Source organism: Desulfobacterales bacterium (assembly GCA_029211065.1).
GTDB lineage: Bacteria > Desulfobacterota > Desulfobacteria > Desulfobacterales > JARGFK01 > JARGFK01.
The window spans coordinates 1-2,330 of sequence record JARGFK010000233.1 but is presented as its reverse complement, the minus strand read 5'-3'; the positions used below and the strand labels follow the sequence as shown (position 1 = coordinate 2,330).

The following is a 2,330-nucleotide window of genomic DNA, read 5'->3' as shown; positions in this document are numbered from 1 at the left end:
TTCACTCTCCATATTCAAAATTAACTTACTCTAATTTTATACTATTTTATTAAACAAGTCAATCAGTACGGTTTAATCATAAATCCGTAAAAAGAAAAAAATGCTTGACAAAAGTATAATAATCATTTAACTTTAGTTACGTAAGGATAGACCTTATATTTTTTCAAAAAAAATCCTGTCCGTGCCGGCAGCCTTTATGGTGGGTTGGGTGGTCTGGTTCGCATCCATTATCGCCAGCGTCCTCTATGCGTTGGGGTTTGCTTCCTATGCCGCAACCGCCGTAGCAAGAGCCCTGTCCTTTGCGCCGTCCCTGCAGGCCGGCGTTTTGACGAGCAAGGAAGGGGTCACCCTGTTGGCTGTCACGGCCATAGCGGTATACAGCGTGGGGCTGATCCGGAAAAGCACCGGCGGGGGACAGTGGGCAACCTGGGGAAAAGTTGTCGTGTTCGGCGTGATCATTATTGCGGGACTCTGGGTACTTAAAGGACGTTCAGCCGCTAATCTGTCCGCCAGCCTGAGCCCCTTTTTTGAAAACGGCGCTGTTGGGCTTTTTCAGGCCATGGGCTACACCTTCATCGCCCTGCAGGGATTTGACATCATTGCGGCGGTGGCCGGCGAAGTGAAGTCACCGGAAAAAAATATCCCCTGGGCCATGTTTCTTTCCCTGGGAATGGCGCTGGCGATTTATCTGCCCCTGTTATTTGTCATCTCAACCGTCGGGGTTGGGGAGGGACAGAACATCGCCAGGCTGAGCCTGGAGAACCCGGATACGGTGGTTGCCGTTGCGGTTCAGAACTACCTGGGTCCCTTCGGCTACTGGCTGGTAATGATCGCCGCCATTCTGGCCATGCTATCGGCTCTGCAGGCCAACCTGCTGGCCGCTTCCCGGGTGGCCCTGACAATGGCACGCGACCGGGCCCTGCCCCAGACGCTTGGAAGGACCCACAAAATCCGGGGAACTCCCGTCCTCGCTATAATTCTGACAGGGGCCATGATCGCTGCTGTCATCTTTATTTTCGGAAATGTTGCCGCTGCCGGTGCGGCTGCCAGCCTTATCTTTCTGGTCTCTTTTGCCCTGACGCAATGGACCGCCATTCTGGCGCGCCTGAGGGTGGGCGCCAGGGCCTTGTCCTTCCGGACGCCCTGGTTTCCCGGCCTCCAGATCGGGGGGGCCTGCGCGTGCATTGCCCTGGCCGCCTATCAGGGGATCCAGGTTCCCCTTGCCGGACTGATTGTCATGATCTGGCTGGGTGCAGGCGGCGGTCTCTATCTATTAATTTTTGCCCGGCGGGCCCGGATCGTGGATGCATCTGCCGCAGCCCAGGACCCGCAGCTTTTCCTGTTGCGGGGGCACAGCCCCCTGGTGCTGGTGCCCATTGCCAATCCCGACCATGCTTATGCCATGGTGGAGGTGGCCAATGCCCTGACCCCTCCAAAGATCGGTCGCGTGTTGCTGCTCTCCATTGTGACCCCTCCGGAAAACTGGCATCCCGGCGACCCGCCCCGACAGCTTGTGGACTCCCAGGCGGTGATAAAGACAGCGCTGACCGCATCGTTTGCCTCCGGATTGGCTCCAGAGGCCCTGACCACCATTGTTCCCCGGCCATGGCCCGAAATCATTCGGGTGGCCGGCATCTACCGCTGTGAAAGCCTGATGCTGGGGCTCAGCGATATGGATCGGCCGGAGGCCTTGAAACCGCTTGAAAACCTCATGAGCCAGGTGGACTCCCATGTGATCGTCTTGCGGGTGCCGGACGGATGGAAGCTTTCATCCGTCCAAAAAGTTTTGGTTCCGTTTGGCGGCCGCGGACAGCATGACCAGCTTCGCGCCCGGTTATTGGGCAGCCTTTATCGTCATGGCATCCGGCAGATACATTTTCTGCAGGTGTTGCCAAAAAATTCACCCCCTAAAGCTGTATTGAAAGCGGAAAAATGGCTGGCCCAAATGGCAAAGGATGAACTGGCCGGCGATGTGCACATCGAGGTTATCTGCAGCGACAACGGCGCGGACCGGATTATTGAGCGGGCGGCTGATGTGGATTTGCTGATCCTGGGGCTGCAGCGTTTCGCCCGTCACCAAAAGCTTTTTGGCGAGACGGTCCTGCGCATTGCCGGACAGACCGACTGCGGCCTTATTTTGATAAACCGGAAGGGGTAGAATTGAATAGATCGATGGATGTGAATCATTATTTCAAAATCAGGATCATCTCCAAATGAGTTGATGATTCTGATAGGATTCAAGGGGTCCAGGATTCTAGTGTCACGTCAACCTTGTAATGTCGTAAAAAATGTGGTAAGTATGCTTCATAATCAACCCGGGAGGATTGGAT

At 55.2% G+C, this 2,330-nt stretch carries 1 protein-coding gene; it reads left to right on the top strand.

Annotation, left to right across the window (positions count from 1 at the left end; all coding sequences use genetic code 11):
* The first annotated feature begins 157 nt into the window (after positions 1 to 157).
* On the top strand, positions 158 to 2,158 hold the full coding sequence (locus P1P89_23125; GenBank protein MDF1594417.1) for an amino acid permease: 2,001 nt from the start codon (positions 158 to 160) through the stop codon (positions 2,156 to 2,158).
* The last annotated feature ends 172 nt before the right edge of the window (positions 2,159 to 2,330 follow it).